This window comes from Paenibacillus sp. FSL H8-0457 (assembly GCF_038051935.1).
Lineage (GTDB): Bacteria > Bacillota > Bacilli > Paenibacillales > Paenibacillaceae > Paenibacillus_AQ > Paenibacillus_AQ lautus_A.
In genome coordinates this window covers 3,059,709-3,076,605 of the sequence record NZ_CP150293.1, presented here as the reverse complement: position 1 = coordinate 3,076,605, position 16,897 = coordinate 3,059,709, and the positions used below count along the sequence as shown (strand labels likewise).

The window sequence follows — 16,897 nt, the reverse complement described above, 5'->3', positions numbered from 1 at the left end:
AACGAAACCAAGCTGCCGAGTCGGTCGGCAGCTTGGTTTATCTCGCAAATTATGAATCTGTTCGCACAAATCGGAACCAGCCAAAATCAAATTGGCTTCCCGGCAGGAAGATGAACGTCACCTTCTGTTTGCCGGCCACGGGCTCCAGATCGAATACCTGCTCTTCATATTCGTAGGCTTGCCTAAATTCGACCAGCCGGTTGCTTTCGCCATCCGAATGCGCAAACCGAATATGAATCGTATTTTTATCTAAGGCGGATCTGCCGTACACCACCAGTTTCGATGCACCGTCGGCTAAAAAATCCATCTCGTCAAACTCGAGGGAGACGTTATTTCCTATCCCTTGAACAAACCTGTTGTCCAACACCGTAAAGGTATCCCCGTAAATCCGGTCGCAATCGGCGGCAAAGTTGGGCTCAAAGGCTCGATTCCCCGGTTGAAAATAAAACCCTTTGATGTGCACCTTCTGGCGAAGGACAAAGCAAATCGACGTAATGCCGCGCAGCTTCTTGGACAATCGGTAGGTTTCTTCCTGATACACGTTCCATTTGGACTCCTTCTGATAAATGCAATCGGCCAGCAGGGAGCTGCCCTCTTCGCCAGGCATGCCCTCCCAGATTTGCAAAGCGTACGCTTCGCTTGAAAGAGCAAATATCGGAATCGTAATCGTATCGGAGCCATGGGGGCCAAAATCGATGTCCCGGAACCCGACCTGCGTCTCGCCGTCTCTGCTCGTGGCTACGCCTCTTTCGTTTCCGTTCCCGACTTCACCTTGACTGTAATCATATAATCCAGCAGATATGAAAGAGTATGGATCCTTGTATGCTGCACCCAAACCGTCGACCTTAAATTCAAGCTGGGAGATGAGCCGGGTTTTACCTGTCCCGTTCCGGCTCGTACATCTTAATCGAAATTCCCCGTCGCCAAGGGCTGTTACGATGGCAGCATGGCCATTGGCCTCGACGCTCGCAATATTGGATTCGATGCCGGCATCGTTTACGACGGCCCATTCGACTTCCTGATAAGAAGCTGCCAGTGGATGCAATATGGCCCGCACTGTCATTTGTCGATTCGCCGGATCAAAGACCTGACCCTTTTCGCTGATCAGCTCAATCTTGCGAAGCGGAATCTCGTCCCTGTTTCCTGTCAGGCATGGTCCCTCCTCATTCCTCATGCTTGCGGATACTCCTTGCGTCACATCATCCTGTACGGGTATGGAAGTCAAATGAAGGGATTGACGCTCCATGCCTGTGGAGGACACCTCGATCCCGATTCCGCCGGGCTCCAATGTCGCACCGATGATCGCCATCAGCTTGCCGCTGAACAGTCTTCTGCTTAGGCCTTTGTACGGATCGTAATCCGTGCTGTCCCCATTATCGAGACCCAGCAGCCGTCCCGCCCCCGTGACATGGACCTCCACCCGGTTATTGGCATTCTCGACGGAGTACCCATCCTCATCTTCCATGGTGATCTCAACGAAGATGAGATCTGTTCCATCGGCCCTCAGCTCTTCTTTATCCGGACGCAGGACGATCCGCTTGGCATTGCCAAACGATCGTTTTACATCCGTGGCTACGATACGGCCTGTTTCGTCATAAGCTATCGCTTTCAATTCGCCTTTGACGTAAGGAATCTTCCACCACCCAACCAGCTCTCTTCCTCGTGCATGGTCAATGTCATGCGTACCCACGGTTTCCCCATTGAGTCGTAATTCTACTTTTGGCGCATTGGAGCAGATGCGAACATCTATCATCTGACCGTCATTGAAATCCCAATAGGGCAGCAGATGCACCATGGGCTTCGTTTTGTAATCCGTCCAAGCGGCTTGATAGATATAATAGGAGTCCTTTTTAAAGGTTGCCGTATCAATCTGTCCGAAATAGGAGTTTTTAGTATGGTACGGCGTAGGCTCACCAATATAATCGAACCCTGTCCATATGAATTGACCGAGCGAGAAGGGCGTATCCCGTTCAGCCAGGATGCATGCCTCCGCCGATTTCGCTCCCCAGCTAGTCGAGCTGTTACCGAGGGAGGAACACTGCTCGTCATCATCGGCCAGAATGGATTTTTCGAACGGGAAATGGTAGATGCCTCTGCTTTGTACGACGGACGCGGTCTCACTGCCATATATGATCCAATCCGGATGTTCCCGGTGATGGTTCTCGTAATATTTCTCGGCATAGTTATATCCTGCTACCTTCACAATATCGGCACATTGCTGCGCGTTCTCCCAAGGCATATAATTCGATCCAATGGTAACCTTTGCATTTTGCTTAGGATCGTATGTATAAACCTCATCCATCAGCATTCTTGTGATGTCCTGGCCCCTCTCGTCCGCATGAGTATCATATATCTCATTCCCGATGCTCCACATGATAAGGCTCGGATGGTTGCGGTCCCGTTTGACCCAGCTCTTCACGTCACGCTGAACCCATTCCCGAAAAAACCTGGCATAATCATAAGGCGTTTTCGGCCGCTCCCACATATCGAAGGCTTCCGATACAATCAGCAGCCCCATTTCATCCGCCAGCTCCATCAGCTCCTTAGCCGGCATATTATGGGCGGTGCGAATCGCGTTAACCCCCATTTCTTTCAGAATTTTAAACCTTCTCGCCAATGCGGTTTTGTTAAAGGCTGCTCCCAAAGCGCCGAGATCATGATGCTCGCATACGCCGTTCAATTTGAATTTGCTGCCGTTCAGCAGGAACCCTTGATGAGGATCCAGCCGAATGTGTCGGAATCCCACGTTATGAGTGACGGCTTCCAAGATTGCATACTGCGAAACTGCGGAACGCTTGGTTCCGCTCAGCTTCATTTCGGTCACCAATTGATACAAGTTAGGTTCTTCCGGACTCCAGAGCAGCGGATCCTTGACAGCTAATGTTTGCGTATTTAGGATGCTGCCTGCACTGCTGCACGTGTGATTGGCGTCGACCCGGTCAGAAGTCTCGGCGATGATCTGCCCATCCTTCAAAATCACATGCTTGATCAGCACATCATCCACGACCTTCATTTCCGTCTCGACTTCAACCAGCCATCCATCTTCCTGATGCTTAGTCGCTATATAAACGCCGTCCGTGACGATGTGGTTGGATTCCCTTGTCTTTAACCATACATTCCGATAAATGCCTGCCCCGGAGTACCATCGGCTGTTCGGGCTTTGATGCACAACCTTTACGACGATGACATTCTCACCGTCCCGGAGCGCCTCCGTTATCTCGTGTTCAAATGAAGAATAGCCATACTTCCATTCGCCCATAGGACGACCATTGACATAGACGGAAGAATCCATGTACACACCGTCAAAACAGAGGAAGACCTGACCGCCGTCATTATTCCGCAACCATTCCTTCCGGTACCAGCCAATGCTGTTCTCGTATAACTCCTCCGTGTTATGTATGAGCCAATCATGAGGAAGATCAACAGGCTGAAATTGTAGATTCTCCGAATCTTCAACGTCCAAACCGCTTTTTGCAAACGTCCATCCATCATTAAATAAAGCTCTTTTATTCATGGGTGATATCACCTTCTTCGTCTATTTATTAATCAATGAGGACCGCAAATTCAGTCAATCTTACTATATCAGGATGCTTTATCATTTGAGCCTTCTTCAAAAAAATTCTAAGGTTTTCAAAGGATGATCTTTAATTTATGTATATTCTTGCACTGGACAAAAAAAAAGAGCCCTTCGCATGCAGCATGCATCAGAGCCCTTGCTTCATTATATTGCAGATGTGCCAAAAGAGACCAAGCGTCCCGAATCTCTTAGGATATCTTAATGTTAATGCAAATACCCCGTCTCCACCTCGTCCAAGACTTTTCTCGCTTGTTCAACCCACATATCGTCCACCGAGGCGTCAGGGTCGATCGGCGACTGGAATTGATCGAAGAGAGCTCCCAATAAACGTGGTCTCGCATGCTTATCGGTCCCCTTATTATATATATGCCTGAAGACAAATGGTCGGCCAAGCTTGATCGTTGCATGGCATCCGCCGCATTCGCCATCCAAGCTGCCCTTGGTTACGTGAAAGGGAATGCGAAGCCACACCATCCGCTCCTGATCCAATCTCCTATCCAAATAGCCATGCTTGTAATCCCAATTGCTGGCTAACGTAAAATCGTGTTTGCATAGATAAGTATCGATGTTTACGAAACGATCCTCCATATTCTCCAGTCGCGATTCCAAATTAATCATGTTAACGCCCACCTTCACATTTTAGTTCTAGGATGGACGTGAACTCCCGCCTTTATACGGTTCGCTGCTGCTTGCGGTATCCTGATGACCGATTGTGTTCGGGTGCTGAAATCGCTTATGCTTGCCCACTGTCTTAAATTACTAGTCATGATGACATAGCTCTCCCATTCTGGATCGCAGCTATTAAATATAATGCTGACCTTTCCCAAAACAGTGACACTGGACCAACCAAGCGCCAAAAACGCAACTTTCTTCCTGAGCTGTTAGCCTTATTCTTGTTCATATTCATATAATTTATGTCATTTAGTTATATTATTCCATTTTGTATCTAGTTCCTTTTATACCGATCACCCGTTCGATTGATTGGTGTCTATAATGTCCCGTAAGAACTTGGGCTCATCTTTTTTTGAACTATCAATGCTATAATAACCCCGTTTACTAAACAGAGAATACGTGGAGTTCTCGCAGAGAAACGGAGGGAAAACATGAAAGTGAAAGGTTACCAGAAGCTTGCTAGTCTCTTGGTTGTTATGCTTCTGGTGGGGCTGCATACCCCGGCTTACGGCGAAAATAATTCAAAAAAAGCGACTTGGATATGGCAGACGGACCTGATACGGGATGGCGGCGAAGAGCTGCTTGATTTTTCCCGCGAAGAAGGCATTAATCTGATCTACTTGCAGATCGATCGTCAGCTGTCGTCGGAGATATACGAGGCGTTTATAGAGCGTGCGCATGAGGACCAAATCGCGGTCCATGCCTTGGGCGGAGACCCTAGATGGGCGCTCACCGAACATCTCGATGACATGCTTGGTCTCGCTGATTGGGTAATTGACTATAACGGCAAGGTTGCGGCAGGTGCTCGATTCGACGGGATTCATCTGGATGTAGAACCGTATGTGCTTGCCAAGTGGCAAACTGAACAGGACCAAATCATTACCACCTGGGAACAAAATCTTAAGGCGTTCCTGAGCCTAGCTTCCGGAAAGGGACTCGAGCTCGGGATCGATATTCCTTTCTGGTTTGACCAATACGCCTTGGCGGATGGAACCGGACTTAATGAATGGCTGATCGGTGCGTTTGACCATGTTACCGTCATGGCTTACCGGAATGAAGTGGAATCCGAGCATGGGATCCTGGACTTGACGCGGGCTGAGCTTGAGCTTGCCGACAGGCTTGGGAAACAGATCCTGATCGGAGTTAATACCAAGGAGATGCCAGGCGAGTCTTATACCACCTTTTATGGACACGGGAAGGACAAGTTGAATCAAAAATTGGATCATCTCTCCAGTGCGCTCGGTTCTTACCCATCCTTTGCCGGTGTCGCAATCCACGATATTCGCAACTGGCAAAGCATGTCTGCTGATGAGATCGTCCCCCCTGGAAGCACGGATCCCGTTTCCCCATCACCGGCCCCGGAGCCGAATCCAGATCCAGAACCCGGTGAAGGCGATCGCGTGCCGGATGCGGATCCGGTGACGAGGGATCCTATGGTAAGAGGCACTTATATATGGGAAGCCCATGAAGTCGTTCAAAACAGTCAGGAAATTCTTGATTTTGCCAAAGAGAAGAAATTGAACTGGCTATATGTACGCCTTGATCTGGAACAGCCGTACAGCTCGTACTCGTCGTTTGTTAAACAAGCGGCTGCGGCAGGAATCGAGGTTCATGCCATGGGCGGGCATCCGATATGGGCCCTTGAGGAGAACCGGCCGAGAATGATGCGGCTCGTCAATTATGTGAAGAGCTACAATCGCGCCGTTGAAGGCGATGAGCGTTTCCACGGCATTCACCTGGACATTGAGCCCTACGTGCTGCCGGCATGGAAAGAGGATTCGCAGCAGGTTATTTCAGAATGGACCGCGAATCTGGATGCATTCGTTACGGAATTGAAAAAGGATTCTTCATTGGAAGCCAGCATGGATATGGCCGTGTGGCTGGATAAATATAAAGTCACCGGCGAAGACATGTCGCTCAGCAAGTGGATGATCAATCGTATGGACCATGTTTCCCTCATGGCCTTCCGGGATGTAGCGGAGGGATCCAACGGCATCGTCGGGGTTTCCAAGGAAGAGATTGCATTTGCCGATGAGCTGGGCAAGCCCATCAAGATATCGGTAGAGATCAAAGCCAGTCATGAAGGCGATCATATCACCTTCCACGAAGAAGGTGCCGCCTATATGGAGGAAGAGCTTGCCAAGCTGCCTGCTTTATTAAAGGATTCGCCTTCCTTTACCGGCAGCGTCGTGCATGCTTATGCGTATTGGAAAAGCGCGAAGCCGTAAAATGTAAGAGAAAGAACATAACCCCATTGCTCATAGAGGAGCGATGGGGTTATTTCATTGACGTTTCAGCCGGTGTGACTTACTCTCTTCATTGCATCGTATATTTTGCTTGTATGGATGGTAGTATCGTGGCCATCTGGATCATCAAACCAAGCATGGCATATACCAGATGTATGAAGGAAACGGAATCCAGGATATACACCTGAACCATAATCCAGATGATTAACTCAAAACCCGAATATAAAGAAAAGGTCCAGGACCAATGCTTTTCTTTGAAAATATTGAATCTTTGAGCTGCGTCCCACTCCCACTTTAGAATCAGTCCGGAAGCCGTGATCAGAGGCAGGATGCCAAACACGCAGAATAAAAGAATGCCTGGAATTAAATAATCAGGAAAGAAAGAGTCCTGCAATAATGAGCTGGGCATCCCAATGAGTTCACCACCAGGATCCGTTATAAGCATCGTTCCCCCTGCCAACGCGCCGATCGCCAAGAATGCTTGAAGGCCAATCAAGGCATGGGATCGCTTCCCTTTGATATTGACCATCTCCTAACAGCCTCAATTCTCTTTAAGATTCGAAGGTCGCCTACATCGAATCTATTCCCTCTTCTCTGATTAAGAAATAATATTTGTCACAATGCCACGGCAGCTGGTCCAGACTCAGAGAATAAAAAAAGCCTGATTACTCAGGCTAAAGTGATATTGCTTATAGAAGCGCAAGTCCGTGATTCATTACGCAATGCGCAGTTACGAGGCTCGCTGTTTTTTGTTAAGAAGATGCTCGCCCCTGATCCAGCTATGAAAGAAATACTCAAATGCCCCCGCAAGTACTGCTAGCAGCAGAATCTCCGAGAAATCAATGGTCCAGTTCGCAACGGCGCCGATGATCCACAGCATGACAAATACCAAGCCGGCATCCGCTATCGTGGCGATCATATTGCTGGTGCGAGGCAGAATATATAAATCCCCTACCAAGTAAGCAATGATGGCGATCCCCACTGATGTTGATACAGCCCCGATGAAAGAAGCATCGGTTAGGGAAACCAACAGTGCCGTAATCATAACCCCATGCACCAATAACTTAACAAGCAGTTTCATAATGATACACTCTTTTTTACGGTAGTGTATCCAGCTTGCGCTATGATTACTCCGGGTTATTCCCGGCCGTGAGGGATTTGACGAGCCGTGGGAAACTTTGGCCATCGTCCGCATAACGACCAACTCGATCCCTATCTGAAAAGGATAGCCTCTGTCTCTATGCTCTCAGCTATCATACCTTGGCCAACGTCGCAATACCGGCTAGCAGTGAAACAAGCATGCCCATCAGAAAGTTTTCATATAATAACATCAGTCTGATTTGTGTCCGAACTGTTTTTTGTTGATCCCTCCGCGGCGGACTGTATCGCCTATCGTATTTCACTGAAACAAATGTGAAGTAATTGACGATACTACTAATCATCGAGGCGAAATATAAAAAGTAATTTGTGAATTTTTGCGGATGCGAAACTCAAGATGGATTTCTAGCCGAACCTTACACGATTATTATACGAACCTTACATAAAGCTTAACAAAACAGCAGTAACGACTCGGACTCATCAATATGTATCCATGGAGGGGTATAAACGATGACATCTCCCGACCTTGAAGCCATCCGGCAGCGGCTGCCGGATTGGCTGAAAGCAAGCTCGCCATGCTCAGACAGAGGTAAAGTCGCCTCTTACATTCCCGAACTGTCCAAAGCTCCACATGATGCCTTGGGCATTACCCTTCTAAGCGCTCAGGGAGAATCCGTCACAGCCGGGGACTGCGGGCTTCGTTTTACGATGCAAAGCATCTCCAAAGTTTTCACGCTGATCTTGGCACTGATGGACAATGGAGAGGAAACCGTTTTTGGCAAGGTTGGCATGGAGCCGACCGGAGACAACTTCAATTCCATGCTGAAGCTGGAGCTGGTTCGGCCCGGCATTCCCTTCAATCCGATGATTAATGCAGGCGCGATTACCGTTTCTTCCTTGATTAACGGAAGCAGCCCCTACGAGAAGTCAAGCAGAATTCTTCAGTTTCTTAAAGAGCTATCCGGGAACGTCGACTTGGATTATGATATGGGAGTTTACCGCTCGGAATCGGATACCGGAAATTTAAATCGTTCCATAGCGTTCTTTTTGAAAGAAAACGGGGTTCTCAGCGGAGATGTTGAAGAGGTGTTGGAGGTATACTTCAGGCACTGCTCCATTGTTGTGGATTGTGCCGATTTAGCCCGGATGGGCTTGGTCCTGGCCTGCAGCGGTTTGGATCCGCTAACCGGCAAAACGCTCATTCCTCGCAGGTATGTTCAAATCGCCAAGACGTTCATGACGACATGCGGGATGTACAACGCGTCGGGCGAATTTGCCATTCAGGTAGGATTGCCGGCCAAAAGCGGCGTTTCAGGAGGCATATTAACATTAGTACCGGGACGTTACGGCATCGGCGTGGTAGGCCCGGCACTGAATGATAAAGGGAACAGTTATGCCGGCGTGCATCTCCTGCAAACCTTGTCCCGGGAGATGGATTGGAGTATGTTCTAAGTAAAAATCCCCCTGAAGCAAGAGCATATGCTTAAGGGGGATTGATTCGCAGCATTTTTCTCAAATATAATAACGACAACATAACATAAGGAAGTGTCCGCCTCTCTTCGGTCAAACCCTCCTGCCATCTTCGTATGAATCCAACTGCTATTTTCTGAAAAACAATCTGCCGATCCGATCCGCGAACTCCTGCATGTTCACGCTGGATGGATCAAGACGGTAATATCCGTTCTTCACGGCTTCCAATACCCAGAGCGGCAGCTTCTTACCCTCAAGCAGCGGATATACATTGTCGTAAGCCCACACGAGATGCTCCCATCGTTTGTCGTTGCCATCCTGAACATACTCGGATACATCGAGCACTTTCCCTCTGCCGTCCTGCAGCAGTACATTCTTCAAATGAATGTCCCGCGGGTTCAAGCCCTTGCTACGCACGAAGGAGCGTGCTGCTTCGACATCCTCTATGACCTGCCTAGGAACGGGCACACCATAGAGCAAGCAATCGTACAAGGTTAATCCGGATTCATGGCTGATCGCCACATAACGCTCGCCTGTTCCATAAAATACAGGAAAATAAGGACTGCCCATCAGCTCTTGATAGACCTTGATCTCCGCTTCCTTCTTGGGCAGCGCCTCCACAGCATACAATTTATATGCATATGCCGGCATAGGTTCATAGACGAATACCGCAGCATCCGTACCGATTCCGACACAGCGCAGGTCATCCGATTCGCCTTCAATCGTTACCGGGTCGTTGGTGCCATTCTTGATCACTTCCATGCAAGCCAGCGCGGTTTCTGCCTGCTTCCATTGTTCGTTATTCATGGGCCACCTCATTTGGTGATTATGGACTTAATTCAGTATGATCGTACCATAATCGAGCCCTAAAAACATCTTTGCCGACTTGCCGTACCATACGCACAAAAAATTACAAAAAAACCGCGAAAGCATTCGCGGTTTCTTGCTTGCTAACCTGAATATCATTACTCAGGCTTCACGAAATATCCGATGCCAGCGGCATAATCCATCATCTTTTCAAAAAACGGCTTGTCCGGCAAAGCGCATTTCACGCCCGTGTTGCGGAGGAACTCCGAAGTTTGCGGACAAGTATACCGGTAAACGGAATTCTTCGCCCCGTCGCCTTCAAACTGTGCCATGGCCAGCTCCAGGCCTTCCTTGTTCTTCGGCTGCTGCGGATCCAATAACCATGCCTCGTATTCCTTCCAGTCCATCAAGGCAATGTCATATCCATAATCTTTAAAATGCTCCACCATGTCCTCGTAAGGAATGGCAACCGGATTGCAAATATGGAATACTCGACCGACGGTCTCTTGCTGAAGCAGCAGCGCAGTAATCGCTTCCCCCGCATAGTTAATCGGCGTAATATCCACTTGCCACTTCACGTTAGGCGCTTTCTTCAACAGCACCATCGCTTTCAGCATGCGATAAAACGCGTTGTTGTCTATGTTCTTCTGAAATATTCCGTTCTCGGAGTGACAGGACAAATTGCCGACCCGGTATACCGCTGCCGGAATGCCTCGTTCCTTACCGGCTTTGATGACCAGCTTCTCGGCTTCCAGCTTGCTGTTCGTATAGACATTCTCAATGGAAGACTCCTCGTAGCCCGCTCCGGCAACGATCGCCTTCCATTGGCCGCCCAGCGCCAGGTCCTCCGGAATGCCAAGCGTAGATATAAAATGGAAACGGGTATTAGGTTTCTTTTGGGCCAAAGCTAGTAGTCTGTCCGTGCTCTCAACATTAACTCGGGCAAAATAGTCGGCATCCCCGAAATGCTTCACCTCAGCTCCGCAATGGATGATGGAATCGATGCGCGCTTCAATCAGGGCGAGGTCTTCTGCCCCAAGCCCCAGAGACTCCTGCTCCAAGTCGCCCTGAATCGCGATCACCCGCTTGTCCATTCGAGACTTTATGTCTTCGCCGAAATATCCGGTCATGACCTGCTCCAGGCGGATATACGGCTCCATCAGCTTTGACGGCCGAACCAGGCAATATACGGTTGCGGTGGATTGATACAGCAGTTCGTGCAGCAAATGAGATCCCAAATACCCCGTTGCGCCGGTTAGCAAAATATGCTGCTGGGTATACACCGCTTGTTCCGAAGCATGATTGATAGGAAAAGAAATCGGATACTCCGCCAAATCCTGAATCGGCAGATCCCGTTCCTCCAATGGATCGACCAGGAAATCCTGGCTGCTTAATTCCGCAACTCTCTCCGCTAGTTTCGCTATGGTTGGAAATACAAAGAAATCATTGATCTTCAACTGCGGATATCGAGGCTTAAGGAGGACCAGAATCTCCAGGATTTTCAGCGAATAGCCGCCAATATCGAAGAAATCGTCGTGGATACCGATTTTGGTTTGTCCCAGCGCTTTTTCCCAGGCTGCGCCGATATCCCGTTGGGTATCGTTAACCGGGGCTTCGTATCGGGAGTTATCCTCTTCCGCCTCCATCGACAGGTCGTATATAGCCAGCTTCTTGCGGTCTATTTTACCCGTCGGGGACAACGGCATTTCTTCCACGAAACAGATGTATTTAGGAACCATGTAACTCGGCACTTTCCGGCTTAAGAATTGTACCAATTCCTTGGCGGGGACGGCCTGTCCATCATGGGACGTGTAGAATGCCGCCAGCATTTTGCTTCCGTCCTCATCCGTTCTCGGAATGACCGCGATATCCTTCACGCAATCATGCTTTGCCAGATTGTCCTCGATCTCCCCGATCTCAATCCGGAAGCCTCTGATTTTCACCTGTGAATCTTTTCTTCCCCGGTATTCCACCTGCCCGTTCGGCAGCAGCCGCACCAAGTCGCCCGAACGGTAGTACTGTTTGCCTGATTCGGGCATTATCGGATCCGGAATGAAGGCTTCCCTGGTCTTCTCGGGCTGATTCAAATATCCCTTGGCTACGCCTACCGAGCAGATGAGCAATTCCCCCGTTACGCAAGTCGGACATAATTCATCATGTTCGTTTACGATATACAATTCATAGTTGGCAAAAGGCGTGCCGATATACACGGTGGCCAGATCCTCCGAAATCGGATAATCCACGACATGCCCTGTTGCTACGACGGTCGTTTCGGTAGGGCCGTAAAGGTTCACGATTGGAATCGGAAGCTTCTTCCGGAACATGCGAACGGTTTCTCCCGCCAAAGCTTCCCCGCCGACCACGATCGTTTTGATGTTACGGTATTTGTGTGTGTCCTCCATTGGCAAATACGCTGCCAATTGATTGAAGAATACCGTAGGCAATATCGCGACGCGCGTTGCGTTGGTGTCTGCCACCGCTTCCGTAAAGGCGTCTATGGAGAAGCGCTGCTCATCCGATAGGAGATGCAGACGCGAGCCGCAAGCCAGTGAGCCGAATATATCGTAAACGGAAGCATCAAAGCTGAATGTGGAATATTGAAGAATAATATCCTGTTCGCTCATCTGCAAATTCTCCCGATTGGCGAGTGCCAGATTCACGACGCCTTGATGGGCGATCAATGCGCCCTTCGGTTTGCCTGTAGAACCGGACGTATAAATGATGTAAGCCAGATCATCGCCCGTCACGCCCACGCCGCAAGCTTCTGCCGGATAGGAATCGACATGGTCATCGAGACAAAAATATTCCGGTTTGGTTTGGACTTGGGCCAATAGTCCATTCAGTTTCGCCGTGAAATCCGGATGCGTCAGAATGATGTTTGATGCCGTATCCTCGATAATATAGGCATTTCGTTCATCCGGATGGGAAGGATCCAGCGGGATATAGGCTCCCCCGGCTTTGAGGACGCCGAGCATGCTGATAATCGTATCGAGGCCCCTCTTCATAAATATCGAAACGAACTGGCCTTTGCGCAGCCCCTTGGCTATGAGCATATGGGAAATTTGGTTCGACTGCCTGTCAAGCTGTTCGTACGTGATCTGCTCCTGGCCGGAAGATAATGCAATTCGCTTCGGATATTTCTCCACAACCGCAGCGAACATCGCCACAAGCGTCGGATCTTCCGGAAGCTCCATCTTCGTGTCGTTAAGGGTTGCATAGGCATTCCGGTCCTCTTCCGTCAGCATAGGCAGACGGCTAACCGGCATCTCCTGATGCTCAAGAGCGGCTGCCGCAAGCAGCTCGAAGTGCCTGCTGAATTTTTCAATCGTTTCTTCTTTGAACAATGGCTGGGCATAGGAAACATAAAGTGTCCATTGATCCCTTTCCTCCTCCTGAACCACCCAGTTCAGCCCGCTTTCACCGTAGGCATAGCCGTTGCCGTTCCGGCCGTAAATCGTCCGCAGATGGAGCGGCTGACCGATAAAACCTTCGATGTCAGAAAGGGAAAGGATGCTTGCTTCAATCTGCTCCATCTTGGCCGAAATTTGCTCATACAAACGAGCAAATGAATCATTTTCGCTTATGCTCACTCTTAGCGGAAGCAAATTGCCCTTCTCATTGTTCACGCCGATCAGCAAATCCGAATCGTGCGTCATGCGGTACAGAAACACCGCATAGCTTGTCAGCATCCATGACTTGATGTTATACGCTTCGCGGAACCGCTGGATTTTACCGGTTTCGATACGAAGGGGAATCGCCATGCGATCGAAATCTTGATGCTGAAGATGCGCTGGACCGTCGGTGTACAGATAGAATCCCGGTAAAGGTAGCTGCAGTTCATTCAACCAATATTCTTTGCCTTGTTCGATCATCAACGTAGTATTCAAAGGTTTCAGCTCCATCTTTTTCTATGCTTTTTCTATTCCGGCGTCATTACACTCGCAGTCTGTTTACGAGAGCCTCCAGTTCGGCGGACACCTGATTGATCTGCTCGGCAGATTCGAAGATTTTGGCGAAGGAAGCCTGCTGCTCCTGGGCACTGATCCGGATCTCTCCCGACACGGTCGAGTTCTTCTCTGCGAGCTCAGCCAGTTGTTTAATCGCAGCGGTGATCTGTTCGGTCTCGGCCACCATCTGCTGGGTTGCTGCAGACACCTCTTGAATTTGGCTGGTAACCGTATCCGTGGCCACCAGCATGCCTTTGAACAGCTCACCGGTTTCTTTGACAACTTCCATCCCCTTGGCGACGTTGTGTTCGCCTTCGCTGATGGCTTCTACCGCGGATGCCGTCTCATCCTGGATGTAACGAACCAATTCAATGATTTGGTCTGCCGATTTTCTCGATTCCTCCGAGAGCTTCTTCACTTCGCTGGCAACGACGGCAAAACCTCGGCCCTCTTCGCCCGCTCTGGCCGCCTCGATTCCTGCATTGAGCGATAACAAATTCGTCTGAGAAGCGATCTCGGTAATAACCTGTACGATCTGTCCGATCTCATGGGAGCGGTTCTGCAGCTTTTCGATGATATGCACCGAATTTTTGACCGAATGATCAATCGAATTCATCTGCTCGATCACCTGCTCCACATTGTGGTTCCCTCGTTCCGACTGCGCCTTCATCTGGATGGATATTTCGGATAAATCCGATGTATTGCCGGCAATCGTCGATACGCCGGATGAGATCTCCTCAAGCGACACCACGCTTTCCGTAATGGAAGTGCTCTGGACAGCGACCCGATCGGACATTTCCTCCATGTTCTTGGTAATCGCCGAAGAATTGTTATTGTTGATTTCCACGGCCGAGAAGAGGAACTTGGACTGCTCAGCGGATTGCTCCGACACCGATTTGATCGTGGTAACAAGCTCATTGATATGATTCACCGTCGTATTGAACTTGGCATTGACCTGCCCGAGTTCATCATCGCCTGCTTTTAACTGAACCGTGAAATCGCCTTTGCTCAGTTTGTCCAGCGCTCCCATTAAAGCCTGAATCGGGGCGAATGTGCGTCTAATCGTGAAGTACTGCAGGGCCAATACGATCAGCAGGGTGATCAACAGCGCAAAAAGCGTGTTGGTAAGCAGTTCCTGCTTCCCGGAGGCGATCAAACTGGCATCCACGTCGATGCCCATGTAAGCGAAAATTTCTCCGTTCGAATTCTGGAAGGGATGCAGCACGGTGATCCACGTCCCGTAATTGTCTGTATACGCTTTGGTATAAACGATTTTTTTCGTTTTCATCATTTCACGGACCGCGTCGGCATGAATTTTCGGCTGTTCATATAGGTCGCCCAGATTCAAATTCTCTTCGGCAAACATGTCGAGCACCGCCGTAGGCATAGCGATAATCGAGGTCTTGTTGCCGTCCTCCAGCTCAGGTCCAAAAATATATCCTTGCGCGATGTTAGGATACGTAACGGACAGCTCATCAAACGTGCCGGTTAGCTTCTTCTGGATGTCCGAATTCCGGTCGGTGGAACCTTTAACCGCTTCAGCATCTTGAACGGATACGGACTTGATCAAAGTATCCATGATTTTCCCCGAATCGGATTGCAGCTGCTTGGTCAGCACGTTGTCCTGGATATAAAAGCTTGCACCAATGACGATGGCGCCCGTGATCATGATATAGAGACTTGTCCATATCATGTTTCTTGTAACAATGCTAAGATTTTTGAAACGCATACCTTTAGAGAACGTTTTTGTCTTACTCACTCGGTGTCTCTCCTTTGATAACTCATATGTATTTTCATATATAACAGGGATCCCTTTTAACTCACTTTTCGCATCACCTACTTTCCTGGATACAATGAAAATTTCAGGGATTTTTCGTAATACATGACCGTTTTCAAAATTGTTCAGATGTAAAGAAGCGCATTTCTTCCTCCGTCATGATTCTGGTAAAGGGGTGTTTCTCGAAACCGTCTTGTTATGCGAAACGGGGGAACAACGATGCATTTGCTCTACATGGTTCCATAACCTTACATCTTTTGTACTATTAATAGATCGGCTATTCCATGTCGATATTTAATACTTTAGTAATATCCGAGTGCAAATAAGCCCCGGTTTTCGACAATTATTCGAACTTTCATCCGTAGGGATCGCGTGGAGAAGCATCACAAAACAAACGCAAAAAAAGCGACATTCCGGTAAGTCAAAAGACTTTGGAATATCGCCTAATGCATTCATTGCATGAAAAAGAGGCCTAGTTAACGAAATTCATGATTTGATTTAATTTTCGCTCTAACTCCCCGAACTGTACGAATCGATCTTCCCTCACAAGCTCTTTGCCCTCTACGAATAGGAGGAGCGCTGGTGCGGTGAATATCAAAAATCTCGAAGCGATTTCCCCTACCGCTTCGGCCTGAATACGGCCCAGCGAGATACGCGGGAACTGCGTTAACAGTTCTCTAAGTTTGGGTAATATCGCATGGCATACGCTGCAATCTTCCCGGGATACATATACAAAACTGAAGGTGTGATCTTCAATAAATCGTTCGATCGCCTCGATCGATGTCAGTTCTTCCAGATCTTTCATGATGAACACCTTGCTTTCCGTCGACATGCAGGCTGTTGTTCAGTCCAGAACGGCTGTGATGTGCTCGGTTGTTACCGCCCAATGGGAAGCCGTCCAGTACTTCGCTTGGTCCTTGACGTAGATGATTTGCGGCGATTCATGCTTCACGTTCAAATCCTCGGCGATTTTATTGGAAACCGGACGGGATTCGATGACTTTGACCAAGGTGTAATCCACATCGCCGTTTGGCGTCTTTTTCAAATAAGATTCAAACTCTGCCAAAGCGTTGGCGCTAACCGGGCATGTCGTGCTGTGCTTCAAAATGACTTGACCGCGTTCGGAGGATTTTCTCAGAATGTGGTCCCATTCTTCCAGTGTCGTGATTTCATTCCATAACATATGATTCTCTCCCTTAGATGTGATATATCGCATTGCATTCATTATACAACCAATAGCTATTATACACATAGATTCCGCTGTTTTTCATATGAAGGTTCCATTTAGCCTGAGTCTATGCTG

General features: G+C 48.8%; 11 protein-coding genes. 2 read left to right on the top strand and 9 right to left on the bottom strand.

The annotated features are described in order from the left end of the window. Positions 1–49: 49 nt before the first annotated feature. Positions 50–3,514 (bottom strand): glycoside hydrolase family 2 TIM barrel-domain containing protein, encoded by a 3,465-nt coding sequence (locus MHI43_RS13775; protein ID WP_036663405.1) that lies wholly within the window; start codon positions 3,512–3,514, stop codon positions 50–52. Between the two features lie 267 nt (positions 3,515–3,781). Continuing rightward, positions 3,782–4,195 (bottom strand): YugN-like family protein, encoded by a 414-nt coding sequence (locus MHI43_RS13770; RefSeq protein ID WP_009592953.1) that lies wholly within the window; start codon positions 4,193–4,195, stop codon positions 3,782–3,784. 485 nt (positions 4,196–4,680) lie between these two features. On the opposite strand from MHI43_RS13770, the gene MHI43_RS13765 reads away from it, so the two are divergent. After that, positions 4,681–6,477, top strand: a complete 1,797-nt coding sequence (locus MHI43_RS13765; RefSeq protein ID WP_015734933.1) for a hypothetical protein — start codon at positions 4,681–4,683, stop codon at positions 6,475–6,477. An 88-nt stretch (positions 6,478–6,565) separates the two neighbouring features. Here MHI43_RS13765 and MHI43_RS13760 read toward each other — a convergent pair whose 3' ends face one another. Together MHI43_RS13760 and MHI43_RS13755 are read right to left on the bottom strand one after the other, a co-directional pair. Continuing rightward, the gene (locus MHI43_RS13760) at positions 6,566–7,024 is read right to left on the bottom strand and encodes a hypothetical protein (protein ID WP_036663407.1); all 459 of its coding nucleotides are present in this window, start codon (positions 7,022–7,024) and stop codon (positions 6,566–6,568) included. Between the two features lie 201 nt (positions 7,025–7,225). After that, positions 7,226–7,576, bottom strand: a complete 351-nt coding sequence (locus tag MHI43_RS13755; RefSeq protein ID WP_036663408.1) for a DUF2512 family protein — start codon at positions 7,574–7,576, stop codon at positions 7,226–7,228. Positions 7,577–8,103: 527 nt separating this feature from the next. Here MHI43_RS13755 and glsA point away from each other — a divergent pair. Then, positions 8,104–9,045, top strand: a complete 942-nt coding sequence (gene glsA / locus MHI43_RS13750) for a glutaminase A (RefSeq protein ID WP_036663410.1) — start codon at positions 8,104–8,106, stop codon at positions 9,043–9,045. 147 nt (positions 9,046–9,192) lie between these two features. Here the strand turns inward: glsA and MHI43_RS13745 are convergent, their stop codons facing one another. The 5 genes from MHI43_RS13745 to ytxJ all read right to left on the bottom strand — a co-directional run bounded on the left by MHI43_RS13745 (position 9,193) and on the right by ytxJ (position 16,777). Continuing rightward, the gene (locus tag MHI43_RS13745; protein ID WP_015734929.1) at positions 9,193–9,870 is read right to left on the bottom strand and encodes a serine/threonine protein kinase; all 678 of its coding nucleotides are present in this window, start codon (positions 9,868–9,870) and stop codon (positions 9,193–9,195) included. A 158-nt stretch (positions 9,871–10,028) separates the two neighbouring features. Then, the gene (locus tag MHI43_RS13740; RefSeq protein WP_051425367.1) at positions 10,029–13,772 is read right to left on the bottom strand and encodes a non-ribosomal peptide synthetase; all 3,744 of its coding nucleotides are present in this window, start codon (positions 13,770–13,772) and stop codon (positions 10,029–10,031) included. Positions 13,773–13,803: 31 nt separating this feature from the next. Next, positions 13,804–15,576 (bottom strand): HAMP domain-containing methyl-accepting chemotaxis protein, encoded by a 1,773-nt coding sequence (locus MHI43_RS13735; protein WP_036663412.1) that lies wholly within the window; start codon positions 15,574–15,576, stop codon positions 13,804–13,806. 490 nt (positions 15,577–16,066) lie between these two features. Then, positions 16,067–16,399: a thioredoxin family protein gene (locus MHI43_RS13730; RefSeq protein WP_036663416.1), complete on the bottom strand. Its 333-nt coding sequence runs from the start codon at positions 16,397–16,399 to the stop codon at positions 16,067–16,069. Between the two features lie 39 nt (positions 16,400–16,438). Then, positions 16,439–16,777, bottom strand: coding sequence for a bacillithiol system redox-active protein YtxJ (ytxJ, locus tag MHI43_RS13725; RefSeq protein WP_036663418.1), 339 nt, complete (start codon positions 16,775–16,777; stop codon positions 16,439–16,441). Between the last annotated feature and the right edge of the window lie 120 nt (positions 16,778–16,897).

Bases quoted from the DNA above. Each gene is read 5' to 3' on its own strand.
- MHI43_RS13775 (WP_036663405.1), bottom strand. From the start codon at position 3,514: ATGAATAAAAGAGCTTTATTTAATGATGGATGGACGTTTGCAAAAAGC.
- MHI43_RS13770 (WP_009592953.1), bottom strand. From the start codon at position 4,195: ATGATTAATTTGGAATCGCGACTGGAGAATATGGAGGATCGTTTCGTA.
- MHI43_RS13765 (WP_015734933.1), top strand. From the start codon at position 4,681: ATGAAAGTGAAAGGTTACCAGAAGCTTGCTAGTCTCTTGGTTGTTATG.
- MHI43_RS13760 (WP_036663407.1), bottom strand. From the start codon at position 7,024: ATGGTCAATATCAAAGGGAAGCGATCCCATGCCTTGATTGGCCTTCAA.
- MHI43_RS13755 (WP_036663408.1), bottom strand. From the start codon at position 7,576: ATGAAACTGCTTGTTAAGTTATTGGTGCATGGGGTTATGATTACGGCA.
- glsA (WP_036663410.1), top strand. From the start codon at position 8,104: ATGACATCTCCCGACCTTGAAGCCATCCGGCAGCGGCTGCCGGATTGG.
- MHI43_RS13745 (WP_015734929.1), bottom strand. From the start codon at position 9,870: ATGAATAACGAACAATGGAAGCAGGCAGAAACCGCGCTGGCTTGCATG.
- MHI43_RS13740 (WP_051425367.1), bottom strand. From the start codon at position 13,772: ATGGAGCTGAAACCTTTGAATACTACGTTGATGATCGAACAAGGCAAA.
- MHI43_RS13730 (WP_036663416.1), bottom strand. From the start codon at position 16,399: ATGAAAGATCTGGAAGAACTGACATCGATCGAGGCGATCGAACGATTT.
- ytxJ (WP_036663418.1), bottom strand. From the start codon at position 16,777: ATGTTATGGAATGAAATCACGACACTGGAAGAATGGGACCACATTCTG.